Genomic DNA, 16,949 nt, shown 5'->3' with positions numbered 1-16,949 from the left:
GGCAGGCCGCCGCGATCGTCCGTCACAGTCTCATAGGCGATTGCCGTAACGCCGGAGGCGAGCAGACCCTTGGTCTGTTCCGGATCGGGCGCAAGATGCAGATAGGTGTAAAGGAGCTGACCGTCGCGGAGCTGCGCCCATTCGGAGGACTGGGGCTCCTTGACCTTGACGATCATGTCGCACTTTTCGAAGATATCTTTGGCGGAGGCGGCGATCTTCGCGCCAGCAGCCACATAGGCGGCATCATCGGCACCAATGCCGGCGCCCGCCTTCGTCTCCACCCAGACCTCATGGCCGTGGGCGACATATTCTCTTACCGAAGCCGGCGTCAGACCGACGCGATATTCATGGTTCTTGATTTCCTTCGGGCAGCCGACACGCATTCGCGTTCCTCTCATTTTATGTCCGCGTTCCGCGGAGCGTTTTCCTACTCCTAAATCCAACCACCACGGCCACGAAATGTCCTTGCAAAGAGGATTTGCGTTTCAGCAAAGTTTCGAAGATTATTGCGCCAGCTATCCATTTTTCGAAGGTTCTTCGAATGTCCGACCTCGATAGTATCGATCTTGCGATTCTAAGGGCGCTGCAGATCAACGCCCGCATCACCAATGCGGAACTCGCCGACAAGGTGGGACTATCGCCTTCCGCCTGTTCGCGACGGCTCGATATTCTTGAAAAGAGCGGTGTCATCGGCGGCTATCATGCACGGCTTTCGCACAAGGCGCTCGATTACAAGATGATCGCCATCGTACACATCTCGCTGTCCGGCCAGTTCGCCAAGACGCTGTCGGAATTCGAGGCAGCGGTGAAACGCTGTCCGAACGTGCTCGTCTGCTACCTGATGTCCGGTGAATACGACTATATCCTGCGCGTCGCCGCCCGTGATCTGGAAGATTATGAGCGCATCCACCGAGACTGGCTTTCGGCGCTGCCGCATGTGGTGAAGATCAATTCGAGCTTTGCGCTGCGCGAAATCATCGACAGGCCGAATGTCGGCCTTTGAGCCCTTGCAAAGCCCTTGGAATCCTGCCCTAGCTTGATGTTGCGGGCGTCTCCGCTTTGACGGCAAGACATGAAATCCAAGACTCACGGCTATATCTTCCTGCTTCTGGCACTGACGATCTTTTCGGCGCAGGACGCGATCTCCAAGCATCTTGGTTCAGCCTATTCGCCTATCTTCGTGACGATGGTGCGCTATTGGGCCTTCGGCCTGTTCACTGTGGTTCTGGCCGCGAAAATGCGCGGTGGCATCGCCGCCACCGCCCGCACCAAACATCCCTTTCTGCAGGTGTCGCGCGGCATTCTGCTTGCCGTGCAGGTGGTGCTGGCAATTACCTGTTTTGCGCTGATCGGGCTGGCGCATTCGCAGGCGATCTTTGCCGCCACCCCCATCATCGTCGCACTGCTTGCCATTCCGCTGCTGGGCGAAAGGGTTGGCTGGCGCCGCTGGACGGCAATCGGTGTCGGGCTTTGCGGCGTGTTGCTCATCCTCAAGCCGGAGGGCGGGTTCTTCGACGTGAACCTGCTTCTTGCCGTCGTCTCCTGCGTCAACTTCGCGCTTTACGTGATCGCCACCCGTTACGTCAGCCGGCAGGATTCGGCGATGACGAGCTTCTTCTATACGGGCGTCGTTGGGGCTCTCGTGATGACGCTTGCGGGCCCTTTTTACTGGACGCCAATCCAGGGCTGGGACTGGATGTGGATGCTTGCCGTCTGCCTGACCGGAACATCGAGCCACTATTTCCTGATCCGCGCCTATGACTGTCTCGACGCGGCCGCCGTCCAGCCGGTTACCTATATCCAGCTTGTCTACGCTTCTATTCTTGGCGTGCTCATCTACGGGGAGGAGCTGACGCTGAACATGATCGTCGGTTCGATTATCGTGGTTGCGGCCGGTATCTTCACGGTGTGGCGCGAACATGTCGTGGCGCGGCGAGCGGTCGTGCCGAATTGAGACTTTCGCAGCAATTTTAAATAAGCGCCTAAAGGCATTTCAATCTTCCCTGCCTATGCTCCTCCCGAATTCGTCACGGGGATAAGCATGATACGCAATCTCAAGATCACGGCCCGCAAGGCCGACCGCAGGAGCTGCCGCGTTTTTGGCAAGATCCGTTATCTGAACAACCAGGTAGATGCCCGCATCCTTGATATTTCAGCCACGGGTGCAGCACTCGAAGTCAAGGCGCCGCTTTATGCGGCCTCGGGCAGCAAGGTCCGCATCGAAGCCGAAAATCTCGGCCTGCTCGAAGGCGTCATCCGCTGGACACATAATGGTCGCGTCGGCATCCAGTTCGACGTGAATTCCAATGCCCGCGCGCTCATTGCCTCCTATTTCCGCTTTTTCCATCGCGAAGTGCCACGCGTTCGGTAGAGCTTTCCAGGACGGTGCCGCTTTGGCGGCATCGTCTTTGCCATTCTGTCATTTTCGCGATGTACTCCTTTGCCAATCATCCTAAGTTCATCGAACCGGGTGATGCATGATGTCAAAAGGAGTGTTTCCATGCTTTCCATTCTCGATGTGCCTGCAATGAGCCGTCGTTCCCTGCTCGGCGGTCTTGCCGCCACTTCCGCTCTGGTGCTGCTGCACCCGTTCAGCGCCCGCGCTGCCGCAAACCAGGCGCATCTGCGGCTGATGGAAACGACCGACATCCATGTCAACGTCCTCCCTTATGACTATTATGCCGACAAGCCGAACGACACGATGGGCTTGTCGCGTACGGCAACCATCATCGACACGATCCGGGCAGAAGCCGTCAACTCGCTGCTGATCGACAATGGCGATGTGCTGCAGGGCAATCCGATGGGCGACTATATGGCTTATCAGCACGGCATGAAGGACGGCGATATCCACCCGGTCATCAAGGGGATGAACACGCTCGGCTACACCGTCGGCACGCTCGGAAACCACGAGTTTAATTATGGCCTGGACTTCATGTTCAAGGTGCTGAACGGCGCGAACTTCCCCTTCGTCTGCGCCAACCTGACCAAGGGCCAGCTCGCCTCCGATCCGAAGCAGGACGAGTTGTTCTTCAAGCCTTACATCATCGTCGAAAAGCAGATCAAGGATGGCTCCGGCAATGAAAGCCCGGTCAAGATCGGCTTTATCGGCTTCGTGCCACCGCAGATCATGCTGTGGGACATCAAAAACCTCGAAGGCAAGGCGCAGACCCGCGATATCGTCCAGGCGGCCAAGGCCTGGGTGCCGGCCATGAAGGAAGCCGGCGCCGACATCGTCATCGCGCTCTCCCACTCCGGCATCGACGGTTCCGCCCCGTCCGAAAAGATGGAGAATGCTTCGCTGCATCTCGCCGCCGTCGAAGGCATCGACGCGATCTTCACCGGTCACCAGCATCTTGTCTTCCCCGGTCCGAAGACCTGGGATGGCATAAGCAATGCCGATCCGATCAAGGGCACGCTGCATGGCAAGCCCGCCGTCATGGCCGGCTTCTGGGGCTCGCATCTCGGCCTGATCGACCTTCTGCTGGAGAAGGATGGCAACAGCTGGAAAATCGTCGCCTTTACCTCCGAAGCACGGCCGATCTACCATCGCGACGACAAGAAGAAAGTCGTTGCCGACGTCGCTGACAAGAAGGAAGTGGTCGAGGCCGCCAAGGCAGAGCATGAGGCAACGCTTGCCTATGTCCGCACGCCTGTTGGTAAGACCTCCGCACCGCTCTATTCCTACTTTGCCCTCGTCGCCGACGATCCGTCGGTACAGATCGTTTCGCAGGCTCAGACCTGGTACATCAAGCAGATGCTGGCCGATACGCAGTTCAAGGATTTGCCGGTTCTCTCCGCGGCAGCCCCCTTCAAGGCCGGCGGCCGTGGTGGTGCGGACTACTATACGGATGTTCCGGCCGGCGATATCGCCATCAAGAATGTTGCCGACCTCTACCTCTATCCGAACACGGTTCAGGCCGTCGCCATCACCGGTGCGCAAGTGAAGAATTGGCTGGAAATGTCCGCCGGCATGTTCAACCACATCGAGCCCGGCGCGAAGGATGCGGCTCTCCTCAACAGCGACTTCCCGTCCTACAATTTCGACGTGATCGATGGCGTGACCTATCAGATCGATCTGTCGCAGCCGCCGAAATATGATTCGTCGGGCAAGGCCGTCAATCCGGACTCCAACCGAATCCAGAACCTTGCCTTCGAGGGCAAGCCGATCGATCCGGCCCAGAAGTTCGTCGTCGTTTCCAACAATTACCGTGCTGGTGGCGGCGGCAGCTTCCCGGAAATCGCCTCCGACAAGGTGATCTTCCAGGCGCCGGACACCAACCGCGACGTCATCGTCCGCTATGTCCACGATCAGGGAACGATTAACCCGTCCGCCGACGGCAACTGGACCTTCAAGCCCCTGCCCGGCACGACCGTCGTGTTCGAAAGCGGCCCGAAAGCCAAACAGTACCTCGCCGACGTCAAGAGCGTGAAGATCGAGGATGCCGGCGAAGGCGCTGAAGGTTTCACGAAATTCCGGCTGATTCTTTAAACCTCGCAGGGCGCGGTTTCTTCAACCGCGCCCTCTTCGATCAGACTGTTTCTGCCGCAGCTTTAACGCGACGACGAAGCAAGCCGAGTTCGGCCGGCGGCTTCTTTTCGATCCGGTGATATTGCCTGCCATCGCGGGTGCGGTGGACAAGCCCGAAATCGAAAAGCTCGCGGCGCAGCAGTGCCGCATCGCCGAAGAGATGCAGGCGGTTCAGCAAGTCGCTGATTTCACGCTCCGTCAGTTCGGTATCCGCTGGTATTTTCGACCACAGGAGCCATAAGCAAAGCTCCCGCAGCCCCCTCCTGCCCGGCCAGCGGATCAGTCGACCATTGCCATCGAAATGGCGCGATGCCTTCAGCACACGGTCCTCGTCCGGCAAAGGCTCAGGATCCAGCTTCAGGCTCCAGTCCTCCAGGACTTCGGCGGAGTGCGCCGCGCTGCGGAAATGCTGGTAGTTGCGATAACCCGCCGCGCGGGTCAGCAGATTGAGCATCTCGACATGGCTCGGCCTGTCAGCGAGCGCTTCGATCTGCTTGCGGAGAGATTTGGCAAAAGCCGAAAGATCGGCGATTTCCATTGGAAAGATAGATCTGGTCACGTCTTATCCTCAACGCGCCGTTCCCTCAAAAAGGTATCGGTGGTCGCCGGCTTTCGACTTCGGCACAGGACAAGTGCTGATGATCTTTCTAAAGCAGGTTTAGCTTCCCTTGCGGGACGGCGACGCCTCGGTGAACTGCAGACCGTAGCGCCGTTATAGCAAAGGCCGGAAACCCGTCAACTGTGCGGCTATTCGGCAGCCTCGGGAATGGCGTGCAATCCGTCAATGCCGAGCATGTTGATCATCTCGCCATGGCTCGGGCACATGGAGAGCCGCCGGCGAAAGGCCTCGATCAGCCATTGCCCGGCGGGGCCCGGCGGATTGGCCGCTTTGCACATAGCGTAAATCGGGTATTCGCCCTGCTCGTAAGCCTCCAACTTGATGGCAACCAGGTTGCCCTTCATGATGTCCTCTCCGACGAGCGAAACCGGCAGGCCACCCCAGCCGAGACCGCCCTTGATGAGCTGGTGCTTGGTTGCAATGTCGCTGACACGCCATGTCCTGTAGGACAGGACGTTGAAGTCCCGCCCCTTGGTCAGGCCGGAGGCATCCGAAACCACAAGCTGGATCTCTTCGCGTACATCAACCAGCGTCAGCGGACGACCAATGCTCGCCAGCGGATGATCGGGTGCGACCACGGGGACCATGAACGAGTAGCCGATCTTTTCGGCCACAAGCGAATCGTCCTGCCTCACAAGCGCCCCGCCAATCCCAATATCAGCCTTGTCGCTCATGACCATGTCCATGACCATGCCGAGCTCGCCGACATTGAGATTGAGCGCAACGCCGGGAAATTTCTCGCGAAATTCGCGTAGCACCATCATGACGGCATTGGCAGGCACCATGACGCTGATCGCCAGAGAAAGCTCCGCCTCCAGCCCCTGCTTGATGCTTTTCACGCGGGCGCGCATAACCTCGAGGTCGGCCAGCATGCGGCGGGCATCTTCCAGCATTGCCTTGCCGGCATCTGTCAGCTTCGGCTGGCGAGCGCCGGAGCGCTCGAAGAGCGGCACTTCAAGCTGGGCTTCCAGATTGGCGATCGTATAGCTAACGACCGACTGCGCGCGGTTCAGCACACGCGAGGCGGCCGAAAAGCTGCCGGTTTCGGCGACCGTCAGGAAAACCTGCAATTGATCCAGTGTCGGGTTGGGAAGCATCTTCCATCCAATCCATCGATAATTTTGATCGACATTATCCCAGTTTTTTCGATACTGGGCCAGCCTTATTTCTGTTCTCGAACACAGCGATTTGCCGCTCCCAGCCGGTCGCTGAAAACCAATTCGAGAGGAAATTCAACCATGTCTTCCATTCTTCTTCTGACGTCCAGCCCGCGTTCGGAGTCCCTTTCCACGTCGATCGCTGTCGAACTCGCCGATAAGCTCAAGGCTCAGAACCCCGGTAGCGTCGTCGTGCGCCGCGACCTTGCTGCAAACCCGCTGCCGCACATCGACGATCTCTTCACCGCCGCCATCCGCAAGCCGCCGGAAGCCCGCACCGCCCAGGAAGCTGTTGCCGTCAAGACTTCCGACGAACTCGTCAACGAACTGCTCGCAGCCGACAGCATCGTCATCGGCACCGGCCTGATCAACTTCAACATCTATTCTTCGCTGAAGACCTGGATCGATAACGTGGCCCGCGCCGGCCTGACCTTCAAATACACTGAAAGCGGCCCGGTCGGCCTCGCCACCGGCAAGAAGGTCTATGTCGTCCTCGCTTCCGGCGGTGTCTATTCCCAGGGTCCGGCTGCCGGCATGAACCATGCCGTCCCGTATCTGAAGTCGGTTCTCGGCTTCCTCGGCATTACCGACATTGAAACCATCTATGTCGAAGGCCTTGCTTTCGGCCCGGAAGCTGCGGAAAAGGCCATCGGCGCCGCCAAGTCGCGCGTCGAGGAACTCGCTCTCGCTGCCTAAAGCGTGTCTCGATCTTTCAGATCCGCTTGCCACGCTTTAGATCTTTGTTTGATGCATGTCGTTATCGCAAAACCGCTGCACACTTTTGCGCGACATGCTTTAACCTGCAAATTCAAAAGTTCCACTCGAGGGGGCCGGCGCAAGCCGGCCCTTTCATTTTGCCGAGAAACCGTTGACGAAGGACCGGACTGTTTCCAGGATTTCTTCAGAGAGTTTTTCGTCGTCGGCAATGCGTGCAAGACCGACCGCACCCGTCATCAGGCACGAAACGATGATTGCTTTGCGGCGTGCTTCAGCCTCGTCGGCCGCGTTCATGCGGCCTGTCATGGTTCCAAGATTCGTCTTCAGCTGTTCGGTCGCAAGCGAGCGGCATTTCTCGCCGCTGCGGGCAAGATCAGCGGTCAGAGCGGCAAAGGGGCAGCCGCCGCTTACGTCATCGCGATGGATATCACTCAGATAACTGGCCGAATATTCCGCCATCGGAATATCGGCCGGCGCCCTGCCCTGCGAACGCACTTTCGCTTCCCAGGACCCGAAAGCGAGCTTCATAGCTTCGGCCACCATCTCATCGCGTGAAGCAAAATGCTTGTAGAAGCCGCCGACCGTAAGTCCTGCCTCCTTCATCAGATCGGCGACGCCGATACCCTCGAGTCCCTTTTCCCGCAGACGCCTGGAAGCAATTTCGACGATCCTGTCGTGCGTGTTCTGCTTTTCGAGTTGTGAATGGCCCATTGAAAATCTCCCGATAGACCGACTTGACAGTTGTGGATTACAATCATAATCCTTGTGGATATCGATCGTAATCCAGATCGAGAGATTTTCCAATAGGAGTTACTCCCATGCGTCTCAAGAACAAGGTCGCGCTCATTACCGGCGGGAACAGCGGTATCGGACTTGCTACTGCCAAGGTTTTCGTTGCCGAAGGCGCGAAGGTCATCATCACCGGCCGTAACCCGGAAACACTTGCAGCAGCCGAAAAAGCACTTGGCGGCGACGTGCTGGGGCTGAAGATTGATCTCACCGACGTTGCAGGGGCAGAGAAGGTCTTCGCCGAGGCCGCTTCGAAGGTCGGCAAATTCGACATCGTCTTTGCCAATGCCGGCATCGGCGGCGCAACGCCGCTCGGCCAGACCTCGCTGGAACAGTTCGAGAAGATCATCAGCACCAACCTGACCTCGGTCTTCTTCACAGTCCAGTCCGCGCTGCCGCATCTGAATGATGGCGCTTCGGTCATTCTCAACGGCTCCGTCCACGCCGTTCTCGGTGCACCGGGCTGGTCGGCTTACGCTGCCACGAAGGGCGCCGTGCGCTCCATGACCCGTAACCTCGCCTCCGAGCTCGCACCGCGCGGCATCCGCGTCAATCAGGTAACGCCGGGCGGTACGCGCACCCCGATCTGGTCGCCCTACGCGCAGACGGAAGATGCGATGACGGCGCTGGAAGAAAAGCTCGGGAACATGAGCGCGCTCGGCCGCATGAGCGAAGCAGACGAGATCGCAAAGGCTGCGCTTTATCTCGCCTCCGATGATTCCAGCAATGTGACGGGGATCGAGATTACCGTCGATGGCGGCATGACAAGCGCTCCCTCCGGCGCCAAGATCTTCCGCACCGTCTGAGCGGACCTGATCTAGCTGACTTTTACGACACCGGAGCGGCCCACGACACAGTTGCGGCCGCTTTTCTTTGCCTCGTAGAGGCGGCTGTCTGCCGCCGAAAGCACAGTCGTGAAGCTGTCACCATCTTCGTCGGCGGTTGCAACACCTATACTCACAGATACAGGCGCGTCGTCAGGCGTCTTCACGCTGGTCACAATCGTCCAGCGCAGGCGCTCGGCGAGCAGCAGTGCCTCCTCATGGCTGGTACCGGGGCAAACGGCAACAAACTCTTCGCCGCCGAAACGGAAGATGCGGTCGCTGGAGCGGAGCGTCGTTCCGAGCCTTGAGGCAATGGCCTTCAGAACTTCGTCGCCCTGCAGATGGCCGAAGCCGTCATTGACGTCCTTGAAATGGTCTGCATCGATGATGAGAACGGTCGCGTGCTGGCCCTGCCGAAGCGCCTCGCGCACCATCAGCGGCGCCTCCAACTCCATACGGCTGCGGTCATAGACGCCAGTCAGCATATCGCGGCCGGTGCGTTCCAGGAGATCGTTATAGCGCTCGCGGAACGTCAGATCGCCGAAGAGATCACTGATCGAGCGGGCCGAGGTGGCAACGCCGTCCCGGCGGATACGGTATTCGTAGATGGCAAACATCAGGGAATAGAGGCAGACGGCCAGCATCTTGGCTTTCCATCCGGCCCAGAAGGCTGCCATCGGAACACCCACGAAATAGTGCAGACCGCTGAAGAAGAGGATCTGGTCAAACGTCAAAAGCACGAGGCCCGAGATCATGAAGCGCAGCACCACGCGCCGGCGCATGACGTCGCCAAGCTTCTCGTAGAGCAGGATGATACCGAGCGAGTCGAGGTAGAGGATTGCCGTTCCCCACACCATCAGCCAGCCCATTTCCTTCAGGAAATTGACATCGGCCGGATGGCCGGGCGACAGCTCCAGCGGCTGGTGAAGCTGCAGCACCCAGGCAATGGCGACGGTCAGGAGATTACCGAGAAACAGACCATAGATCGGCTGGCGGACGGTCGCCGCATCCTCCTGCAGGTAGAGCATGAGGATCATCATCAGCTTGCCGGAAAAGAAAATCGAAGAACCCGGCGAGACGTTCCCGAACGGCAGGGAAACATAGAAGACCGCAGCAAGGTAGGTCTCCATGAAATGCATGACGCCGAGCGCCGTCAGGAAGACGCCCAATCCGAGGCGATGGCGAAAATGCAGGAGACTGACCATCAGCACGAAATAGCCGCCGGCTTCGACGATGAAGAGCGCGGAGTTGAAGAGCTCCATCACGGTCCTCCGCCTACAACAGGACCGCGCAAGAGAGCCGCAGCCGCCGCAGCGGGTCTTCTGGTCAGTCGTCCGGAAAGTTTAAACACAAGCGGCGCCCTGCAAAACCTGCAGGCGCCACCTTCACCATAATCCTTTAAGATTAGGTGATCAAAGCAGCAATTTCCATCACGGAAATGCTGTCATAGTTTTGAAAAACAAAAGGAAATGCCGGATCGAAGAAGGCTTGTTCGGCTAACGAGCTCAGACCTGCCGTAGCTTCTCGCCATCGCCGAAAAGAGAAGGGCCATGCTGATCAATAATCTGCTGCGCCTTGCGCACCGTGCATTCGATCGCATCATCGGACGACGAAAAGAGATCGGCGCGAATGAACTTGCGCACCAGAACGTCCTCGCCAACCTTCTTTTCGATGCGGCCGGCCAAACGATACTGGCCGCCTTCCTTCTGAGGCTCAGCATAGATGGTGCAGTCGCCATAAAGCTGCGGTTCACCGGAAGGACCCGCAGCCGCCTCCGTGGAGGATTTGCCGCCGCCGGAAAATACCGAAAGAATGTTTGAAAGGAACGAAGCCATAGTCCGCCTTTAGCACGCAGTACAGTGGACGCAAAGTCAAATGATCAGGTTTGCGAGGATCTCGTTTTCGGTAATGTCCTCGAAGCCCATGCCGGCAGCTTCGAAATTGGCGACCAGCGTCGCGAAATTCTCCGGAGCCGTCGTCTCGATGCCGATGAGGATCGAACCGAAATTGCGCGCCGATTTCTTGAGATATTCGAAGCGGGCGATATCGTCATGCGGTCCGAGAAGATTGAGGAAATCGCGCAGCGCGCCGGGGCGCTGCGCAAGGCGCAGGATGTAGTATTTCTTCAGGCCGGCGTAACGCATGGCCCTTTCCTTGACATCGGGCAGCCGCTCGAAATCGAAATTGCCGCCGGAGACGACGGCAACGATCGTCTTGCCCTTGATGACCTCACGATCCATAGCCGCGATCGCCGTCAGCGACAGGGCGCCGGCCGGCTCCAGCACAACGCCTTCGACATTCAGCATCTCCTGGATGGTGACGCAGATGGCGTTTTCCGGCATCAGCATGACCTGGTCGGGAGAAAAAGCCTTCAAAGCTGCGAAATTCAGGTCGCCGATGCGGGCGACGGCCGCGCCATCGACGAAATTGTCGACCTTGGGAAGCGTCACCACCTGCCCGGCCTCGAGGCTGCGGCGCAGGCTCGGGGCGCCGGCAGGTTCGGTAAAGACGAAATCAGATTTCGCGACGATGCCGTCGAGATAGCCGGTGATGCCGGCGGCAAGGCCGCCGCCGCCGACCGGCAGGACGACCATGTCAGGCACCGTGCCTTCGGGAAGCTGCTGCATGATTTCTGCGGCAACGGTCGCCTGTCCCTCGATGATATCGACATGGTTAAAGGGCGGCACCATGACACCACCGATCGCTTCAACATGGTCGCGGGCGGCCTGATAGCACTGGTCGAAGAAATCGCCGATGAGTTCGATGGTGATGAAACCGGCACCGAACATGCGTGTCTTATCTATCTTCTGCTGCGGTGTGGTAACCGGCATGAAGACGACGCCCGGCACGCCGAAATGGCGGCAGACGAAGGCGAAGCCCTGCGCGTGATTGCCGGCGGACGCACAGACGAAAGTCTTGTCGCCCGCACCTTCGGCAATCGCCTTGCGGAAAAAATTGAACGCGCCGCGGATCTTGTAGGACCGCACCGGCGAAAGATCCTCGCGCTTCAGCCAGATATCGGCACCGTACCGGGCGGAAAGGTGATCATTGAGCTGCAGCGGCGTAGCGGGGAAAAGGCTGCGCATAGCCTCTTCTGCGCCTTCGACATCACGTCTTGTCACGGGCGTTCGTCCATTCTTCAAAAGTCCAGAGGTCGCTATGACACAGGCCGCTTGTGGAAAGAAGCCCGTTTGTGCGATTTGCGGTTCGCTCGATGAAAGGCTTCCTTAAGTGTCTCCAGATTGCGCCCAATTTCCAGGTCACGTGGATGGTTTTTAACTTGATGGCGCACAGCAATTGCTAATATGACGGCGAGATGACATCCAAGATCATAAAGCCTCTGGCGTGGCTTCTTCTCGCCTTCATCCTGTTCGTCACAGTTTCGCCGATCGAATTGCGACCCCACACGATCGAAACACCTGACATCGACCGTGCCGCGGCTTACCTGACGGCAGGGCTGGCATTTGCTCTTGCCTATCCGAAACAATGGAAGGCGGTCGCCGTGCTGTTGATCTTCGGTGCGTTCGCGATCGAATATCTGCAATACCTGTCACTGACGCGGCATGCGCGCCTTCACGATGCAGGCGTCAAGGCAGCAGGCGCAGCACTCGGCCTGGTCGCCGGCTGGGTCTTCAACAAATGGCGTGAAGCGAAAACCGGAGCGAATGCCGCCGCATAGTTGCCAGACGTTGGCGTCGTCCGTGTGCTTTCAATTTCAGGGCAAGAACCGGAGTTCCGCTGAGCCGATACGAACATATTCCAAGCTCAGGTCATCGAGCGGTTTCGATGATCCTCCTGAAACAGATCAGAGGATCCATTTCAATGAGCAAGGAAGAAGACAACAAGGCCGTCGTCGTGCGCTGGTTCACCGAATTCTGGGGCAAAGACGTCAATCTTGACGTCGTCGACGAGATTGCGGCACCCGACATGCTGCTCAGATATTCGCTGCACGAACCCCGCCGCGGCCACGACGACATCAAGGCGTTCATGATCGATTTCCGCGCCGCATTTCCCGATCTCAACTTCTGGGGTACCGCCGATCTCATTGCCGAGGGCGACTATGTCGTCGGCCAATGGGAGGGCGGCGGCACCCATACCGGTCCGGCGTTCAACGACTTCCTGATTGGCGGCCTCCCGCCCGCAACCGGCCGCGAGATGCATTTCACCGGCACTACGGTGCTGAAGCTGATCGACGGCAGGATCGTCGAGGAGATCGGGCTCGATGACGGTGTGACCGCCCTCACCCAGCTCGGGCTGATGAAGGCTGCCTGATCGAAGCATTCTGTCGCTTGCCGGCTCCACGGCAAGCGACGTTTCGCAGGTTTTCGGATGAGGTTCGCGCTTCCAGTGCGGACCTCTTTTGAATGGCACCACTCCAATGCGCTTGAACCAACCAAGGCATCAACGCCGGTCGGCAAGGCACTCCTCTCGGATGAAATCGGGTGGCTGCCATTCGGATTTGAAAGCAAGAATAGGAGTGTGTCCGACAGGAATTTGCGGGACGATCACTTCAACCATATGAGACGATAAAACCATGGCCACGGCACATAAAGCTGCCATCTCGTCCGTCGCCGACGATCCTCGCTGGGCGCGTATCGTCGAGCGGGACAAGACTGCCGACGGGCATCTCTGGTATTCAGTCTCGACGACGGGCGTCTACTGCCGGCCGTCGTGTCCCTCCAGAATCGCCAATCCCAGCAATGTCCAGCTCCATGACAGCATCGAAAGCGCCAGGGCGACCGGCTTCCGGCCTTGCCAGCGCTGCAATCCGGAAGGACCGTCGCTAGAACGTGAGAACGCTGCCCTTGTCGCGAAGGCGTGCCGCATCATCGAGGAGAGCGAGGAAGAGCCTTCGCTTGAAGAACTGGCTGATAGGGTCGGCCGCAGCCCGAGCTACTTCCACCGCGTATTCAAGGCCGTGACCGGGCTGACACCGAAGAACTATGCCGCGGCACATCGCGCTGAGAAGGTCCGTCAGGGTCTTGCCTCCGGCAATACCGTCACGGAGGCGATATATGACGCAGGCTTCAATTCCAGCGGACGCTTCTATGAGAAATCGACCGGCATGCTCGGCATGACGCCAACGCAGTATCGCGCCGGCGGGGTCAACGAAGAGATCAAGTTCGCGGTTGGGCAGACTTCGCTGGGGGCCATCCTCGTCGCCTCGAGCAGGAAGGGTGTTGTATCTATCCTCCTGGGTGACGATCCGGACAAGCTCGTCCACGATCTTCAGGACCGTTTCCCTAGGGCTCATCTGGTCGGCGCTGACCAGGATTACGAAGCCCTGGTCGCGCGCGTCGTCGGTTTCGTCGAGAAACCCGGCGTCGGCCTCGATCTTCCCCTTGATGTCCGCGGCACCGCCTTCCAGCAACGCGTCTGGCAGGCGCTCCGGGAAATCCCCGTTGGCGAGACGATCTCTTACGCCGAAATCGCCCAACGGATTGGATCGCCGCAGGCGGTACGTGCGGTCGCCGGAGCATGCGCGGCAAACAAGCTTGCCGTCGCGATTCCCTGCCATCGTGTCGTGCGCAATGACGGCGCTCTTTCGGGCTATGCCTGGGGCGTCGAGCGCAAGCGCGCCCTGATCGACCGGGAAGCGTCCGGTCCGGAGTCATCCGATCATGCGTGATCTATTTGAAGGCATTATCCCGCCAGCCCCACCATGGAGTGGCGGAATTGAAGGAAAGTCACCGTGAGACCGGCGAACACATGCGCATCAACCTGACTTTCCGTGATGCGCTCTAATGGTTCGGCGCCGGAGCAAGGACGTTTCATATGGTCTCGCACGATGGATTCGACGCCAAGAGCAGAAGGCAGCAGCCTTCCGGCACCGACGCCACTTCCGATGCGTTTGACGAACTTTCCCATGCCGATCCCGCCAGGTCGCTCGTGATGGCGTATTTCAACCAGCTGGTCGTCGATGGCTTTGCGAAGTGGGATATGCTCGCCAACGGAGATATCCGGCTCCGTTTCCCGACAGGAGAGACGTTCCTGCTGGCTAAAACGGTGATCGTCCGCCTTGCATGAGATCGACGGCCGTTGGCCGATGCCGGGTGTTACAGCAGTCGGCTTTTTGTGCCGGATACCGAAAAAGAAGAACTCCGATTTGAAAGCAAGGACCGGAGTTCGGGCGACCCGGCGGGCGGATAGTTTCGATCATGAGGACAAACGAAGGAGTTAGTTCAATGAACCTCGTGATCTCCAACACCAGCTCGCCGCCTGCACCCGCGGCAAAGAATGCCAATCCCGGCATCGACATCCTCTCTTACGCGATCGGCGAATGCGCCCTCGGCCGGGTGCTGGTCGCTCCCAGCGACAGAGGCGTCTGCGCCATTCTGATCGGCGATATGGACGAAGATCTCACGGATGATCTTGCGAACCGGTTTCCTGAAGCCGGACTCATCGCAAACGAGATCGCCGTCCACGATGATCTGGCGAAAGCAATCCTCTTCGTGGAGAAGCCCGCTGACGGACTTCATCTCACGCTCGACATACGCGGAACGCCATTCCAGCGCCGTGTTTGGGAGAAACTTTGTGCGATCCCTGCCGGCAAGACGGCAACCTACATGGAATTGGCGCGTCATGTTGGTGCAGAAACCTCGCCCCGTGCAGTTGGCGCGGCCTGCGCAGCCAATCCCATTGCACTGGCAATCCCCTGCCACCGTGTTATGCGCACTGACGGCGAGCTTGCGGGTTATCGCTGGGGTATCGAACGCAAGCGCGAGCTGATCCGGAAGGAGGCGATGGTATGAGCCTCCATTCCCCTGCTATCTCCCCCACCTTTCCGGACATGGCCGCGGAGGCACGCGTAGCCAGCTACGACTGGCAGTCACTCGCAAGCGAACTCGATAACTATGGCTGTGCTGTCCTGCCACAACTCCTCTCGCCGGACGAATGCCTCAGCATTGCGATGCTCTATCCGCACGAAAGTCACTTCCGCAGTCACATCCACATGGCCCGGCATGGTTTCGGCAAGGGCGAATACCGTTATTTCAAGTATCCGCTTCCGGGCTTGCTCGGCGGCTTACGGACGGCGCTCTATCCGCACCTCGCTGACGTCGCCAACCAATGGAATGCTCGCATGGGCATCGATGAACGCTATCCCGATGCACATCCGTCCTTTCTCGAACAGTGCCACAAAGCCGGGCAGACGCGGCCGACACCGCTTCTGCTGCAGTATGTTCCAGGTGATTTCAATTGTCTTCACCAGGATCTCTACGGCGATCTCGCGTTCCCGATCCAGGTTGCGATTCTCCTGTCTGAGCCCGGCCAGGACTTCACCGGTGGTGAGTTCGTGCTGACCGAACAGCGGCCGCGCATGCAAAGCCGCGTCGAGGTGGTCCCGCTTCGCCGTGGCGATGCCGTTGCATTCGCCGTTCATAACCGGCCGGTACAGGGTTCGAAGGGGAATTACCGCGTGAACCTGCGCCATGGCGTGAGCCGCATCCGCACCGGTATGCGCCACACCGTCGGGATCATTTTTCACGATGCGCAGTAGGACACGGCTGATGCTTCCGGAGCCATCAGGCGGCATCGTGCCTTTTCCGATTTGGAAGCAGGATCCGGATCGGCTGTATCGCAGCAAACTTCTATTCCTCGGATACGAACAGTTCCACAGGAGGCAAAAATGCCCGAAGTCATCCGCTTTGCGTGGGAGAATCAGCTCCCTCGGCGACTTCATTGTTGCCATGTCCGACAAGGGAATCGTCGCCTTGGAGTTCAGTTCGCAGCGCTCCGCAATGGAGGATGCCTTGCGCTTACGTTTTCCGGAAGCCGACGTCATTGACGGCCAGGCGGATCTCGGCGACACCCTTGTGAAGGTGGAGCAGGCAATCGAAAATCCTGGCTTTGATCCCAATATTCCGCTCGATCTGCGCGGAACTCCGTACCAGACTAAGGTCTGGTCGATGCTGCGTGCCATACCCATGGGCGAAACGACGAATTATGGTGCGCTGGCGGCCAATTTGGGCACGCGCGATGCCCGAGAGGTGACCGAAGCAATCGCTTCAAATCCCATCGCCGTCCTCGTTCCGTGCCATCGCATCATCAAAAAGGACGGCTCGATCTCGGGCTACCGCTGGGGCTTTAAGCGGAAGCGCGACCTGCTGGCACGCGAGCATCGGCTCGGGACCCTCAAAACCGTCTAGCGACCGCGCAACTGCAACGCCCAGAAGAACAGCGGCACCGCTGCCACCGCCGTTCCCAATAGTAGAAAGGCACTCATCTTGAAGAGCCTGACGCGCCGCGTTTTTGCTCCATCCCAGTCGTAAACCATCGTCTTACTCCCACTAAGACAACACTTACTCAACCGCACA

At 58.8% G+C, this 16,949-nt stretch carries 19 protein-coding genes and 2 pseudogenes; 13 read left to right on the top strand and 8 right to left on the bottom strand.

Translation table 11 applies throughout. The features are described from left to right. Positions 1-383 (bottom strand): annotated as a pseudogene (locus PMI11_RS02615) (alanine dehydrogenase); the annotation flags it as partial. Between the two features lie 158 nt (positions 384-541). Here PMI11_RS02615 and PMI11_RS02610 point away from each other — a divergent pair. The 4 genes and pseudogenes from PMI11_RS02610 to PMI11_RS02595 all read left to right on the top strand — a co-directional run bounded on the left by PMI11_RS02610 (position 542) and on the right by PMI11_RS02595 (position 4,489). Further along, positions 542-1,003 carry an Lrp/AsnC family transcriptional regulator gene (locus PMI11_RS02610; protein WP_007813006.1) on the top strand — a complete coding sequence of 154 codons (462 nt, stop codon included), beginning with the start codon at positions 542-544 and terminating at the stop codon, positions 1,001-1,003. A gap of 69 nt (positions 1,004-1,072) precedes the next feature. Beyond that, the gene (locus PMI11_RS02605; protein ID WP_007813005.1) at positions 1,073-1,954 is read left to right on the top strand and encodes a DMT family transporter; all 882 of its coding nucleotides are present in this window, start codon (positions 1,073-1,075) and stop codon (positions 1,952-1,954) included. Positions 1,955-2,041: 87 nt separating this feature from the next. Further along, positions 2,042-2,353: pseudogene (locus PMI11_RS02600) on the top strand (PilZ domain-containing protein); the annotation flags it as partial. 147 nt (positions 2,354-2,500) lie between these two features. Continuing rightward, on the top strand, positions 2,501-4,489 hold the full coding sequence (locus PMI11_RS02595; RefSeq protein WP_007813003.1) for a bifunctional 2',3'-cyclic-nucleotide 2'-phosphodiesterase/3'-nucleotidase: 1,989 nt from the start codon (positions 2,501-2,503) through the stop codon (positions 4,487-4,489). A 40-nt stretch (positions 4,490-4,529) separates the two neighbouring features. Here PMI11_RS02595 and PMI11_RS02590 read toward each other — a convergent pair whose 3' ends face one another. Together PMI11_RS02590 and PMI11_RS02585 are read right to left on the bottom strand one after the other, a co-directional pair. Further along, positions 4,530-5,087 carry a DUF2087 domain-containing protein gene (locus PMI11_RS02590; RefSeq protein WP_007813002.1) on the bottom strand — a complete coding sequence of 186 codons (558 nt, stop codon included), beginning with the start codon at positions 5,085-5,087 and terminating at the stop codon, positions 4,530-4,532. Between the two features lie 188 nt (positions 5,088-5,275). Further along, complete coding sequence (locus tag PMI11_RS02585) at positions 5,276-6,244, bottom strand: LysR family transcriptional regulator (RefSeq protein ID WP_007813001.1); 969 nt, start codon at positions 6,242-6,244, stop codon at positions 5,276-5,278. Between the two features lie 141 nt (positions 6,245-6,385). On the opposite strand from PMI11_RS02585, the gene PMI11_RS02580 reads away from it, so the two are divergent. Further along, positions 6,386-7,000, top strand: a complete 615-nt coding sequence (locus tag PMI11_RS02580) for an FMN-dependent NADH-azoreductase (protein ID WP_007813000.1) — start codon at positions 6,386-6,388, stop codon at positions 6,998-7,000. A gap of 153 nt (positions 7,001-7,153) precedes the next feature. On the opposite strand, the gene PMI11_RS02575 is transcribed toward PMI11_RS02580, so the two are convergent. After that, on the bottom strand, positions 7,154-7,732 hold the full coding sequence (locus PMI11_RS02575) for a TetR/AcrR family transcriptional regulator (RefSeq protein ID WP_007812999.1): 579 nt from the start codon (positions 7,730-7,732) through the stop codon (positions 7,154-7,156). 107 nt (positions 7,733-7,839) lie between these two features. Here PMI11_RS02575 and PMI11_RS02570 point away from each other — a divergent pair, with 107 nt between their 5' ends. Further along, on the top strand, positions 7,840-8,616 hold the full coding sequence (locus PMI11_RS02570) for an SDR family NAD(P)-dependent oxidoreductase (protein WP_007812998.1): 777 nt from the start codon (positions 7,840-7,842) through the stop codon (positions 8,614-8,616). Positions 8,617-8,627: 11 nt separating this feature from the next. Here PMI11_RS02570 and PMI11_RS02565 read toward each other — a convergent pair whose 3' ends face one another. The 3 genes from PMI11_RS02565 to ilvA all read right to left on the bottom strand — a co-directional run bounded on the left by PMI11_RS02565 (position 8,628) and on the right by ilvA (position 11,756). After that, positions 8,628-9,899: a GGDEF domain-containing protein gene (locus PMI11_RS02565; protein ID WP_037070563.1), complete on the bottom strand. Its 1,272-nt coding sequence runs from the start codon at positions 9,897-9,899 to the stop codon at positions 8,628-8,630. 240 nt (positions 9,900-10,139) lie between these two features. Beyond that, positions 10,140-10,469 carry an HlyU family transcriptional regulator gene (locus PMI11_RS02560; RefSeq protein ID WP_007812996.1) on the bottom strand — a complete coding sequence of 110 codons (330 nt, stop codon included), beginning with the start codon at positions 10,467-10,469 and terminating at the stop codon, positions 10,140-10,142. Positions 10,470-10,505: 36 nt separating this feature from the next. Then, positions 10,506-11,756 carry a threonine ammonia-lyase gene (gene ilvA / locus PMI11_RS02555; RefSeq protein WP_007812995.1) on the bottom strand — a complete coding sequence of 417 codons (1,251 nt, stop codon included), beginning with the start codon at positions 11,754-11,756 and terminating at the stop codon, positions 10,506-10,508. Between the two features lie 194 nt (positions 11,757-11,950). Here ilvA and PMI11_RS02550 point away from each other — a divergent pair, with 194 nt between their 5' ends. The 7 genes from PMI11_RS02550 to PMI11_RS02520 all read left to right on the top strand — a co-directional run bounded on the left by PMI11_RS02550 (position 11,951) and on the right by PMI11_RS02520 (position 16,781). After that, the gene (locus tag PMI11_RS02550) at positions 11,951-12,313 is read left to right on the top strand and encodes a hypothetical protein (protein ID WP_007812994.1); all 363 of its coding nucleotides are present in this window, start codon (positions 11,951-11,953) and stop codon (positions 12,311-12,313) included. Positions 12,314-12,456: 143 nt separating this feature from the next. Beyond that, positions 12,457-12,906 carry an ester cyclase gene (locus tag PMI11_RS02545; protein WP_007812993.1) on the top strand — a complete coding sequence of 150 codons (450 nt, stop codon included), beginning with the start codon at positions 12,457-12,459 and terminating at the stop codon, positions 12,904-12,906. A 262-nt stretch (positions 12,907-13,168) separates the two neighbouring features. Then, positions 13,169-14,263, top strand: coding sequence for a bifunctional DNA-binding transcriptional regulator/O6-methylguanine-DNA methyltransferase Ada (ada, locus tag PMI11_RS02540; RefSeq protein ID WP_007812992.1), 1,095 nt, complete (start codon positions 13,169-13,171; stop codon positions 14,261-14,263). A 146-nt stretch (positions 14,264-14,409) separates the two neighbouring features. After that, the gene (locus PMI11_RS02535; protein ID WP_007812990.1) at positions 14,410-14,661 is read left to right on the top strand and encodes a hypothetical protein; all 252 of its coding nucleotides are present in this window, start codon (positions 14,410-14,412) and stop codon (positions 14,659-14,661) included. 158 nt (positions 14,662-14,819) lie between these two features. Continuing rightward, a complete protein-coding gene (locus PMI11_RS02530; protein ID WP_007812988.1) occupies positions 14,820-15,386 on the top strand; it encodes a methylated-DNA--[protein]-cysteine S-methyltransferase in 567 nt (188 codons plus the stop codon). Further along, positions 15,383-16,132: a 2OG-Fe(II) oxygenase gene (locus tag PMI11_RS02525; protein WP_007812986.1), complete on the top strand. Its 750-nt coding sequence runs from the start codon at positions 15,383-15,385 to the stop codon at positions 16,130-16,132. The genes PMI11_RS02530 and PMI11_RS02525 overlap by 4 nt, the downstream gene beginning before the upstream one ends. A 10-nt stretch (positions 16,133-16,142) precedes the next feature. Beyond that, positions 16,143-16,781 (top strand): methylated-DNA--[protein]-cysteine S-methyltransferase, encoded by a 639-nt coding sequence (locus PMI11_RS02520; RefSeq protein WP_007812984.1) that lies wholly within the window; start codon positions 16,143-16,145, stop codon positions 16,779-16,781. On the opposite strand, the gene PMI11_RS38345 is transcribed toward PMI11_RS02520, so the two are convergent. Continuing rightward, positions 16,778-16,909: a hypothetical protein gene (locus PMI11_RS38345; RefSeq protein WP_007812979.1), complete on the bottom strand. Its 132-nt coding sequence runs from the start codon at positions 16,907-16,909 to the stop codon at positions 16,778-16,780. The genes PMI11_RS02520 and PMI11_RS38345 overlap by 4 nt on opposite strands. Positions 16,910-16,949: the final 40 nt, after the last annotated feature.

It is taken from the genome of Rhizobium sp. CF142 (assembly GCF_000281145.1).
Classification (GTDB): Bacteria; Pseudomonadota; Alphaproteobacteria; order Rhizobiales; family Rhizobiaceae; genus Rhizobium.
This window is presented reverse-complemented; position numbering and strand designations above follow the sequence as displayed.